We start from the raw sequence: 631 nt of genomic DNA, 5'->3' as shown, positions 1-631 counted from the left end.
CAATTACCTTATACAAAACTTATCTGTTTCATTGAATAGACAGCCTGTTAATAAAGTTATAAAAAAGGCTTTGGAATCATAATTCCAAAGCCTTTTTTTACATTATTTATTCACAAGCAACTACTCCTTATGCTGCTTCTTTTTCAGATGTAGTTTTTGCTTTTTTTCTCTTTCTCGCTACAAACACAATTCCTATCGCTGCAGCTGTTAAGAGTGAAACTGTCAGCGACTCTTTAAAATAAGGCGTTGTATACTTCATCGAAATTGCATGATTTCCTTTAGGTACACGCACTCCGATAAATGTTCCGTTTACTTGTTCAAAGTCAGCAGCTTTTCCATCTACTTTCAAATGCCAGCCTTTGCTGTATGGAACAGATAGAAATAACATCCCTGCTTTTTTAGCATGTATATCACCTTGCAGAGAGTTTTCATCATACTTCACATGTTGAAGCGCAGACTGTTTTAACTCATCAACTGACGATGCATAGTTTTTATAGGAGTTAAAAAGCACTTCCATATCGTCAAACTCATACTGCCCAGGTGATAGACCAATTGTAATTTCTCCGTTACGCTGAGCATTTTGGATATTAAATGCATAGCTGTCTTTTGGATACGAATAAATGTTGTTGAC

1 protein-coding gene is annotated in these 631 nt (G+C 35.7%); it reads right to left on the bottom strand.

What is annotated here, in order from left to right; genetic code table 11:
• Positions 1-127: 127 nt before the first annotated feature.
• Positions 128-631: YfhO family protein (locus tag RB298_RS00510; RefSeq protein ID WP_486045222.1), on the bottom strand; the 504-nt coding region annotated here is incomplete at its 5' end.

It is taken from the genome of Priestia sp. BR_2 (assembly GCF_041954005.1).
GTDB lineage: Bacteria > Bacillota > Bacilli > Paenibacillales > Paenibacillaceae > Paenibacillus_AQ > Paenibacillus_AQ lautus_A.
Note: the sequence above shows the minus strand (reverse complement) of the source record. Positions and strands in the feature narration are given on the sequence as shown.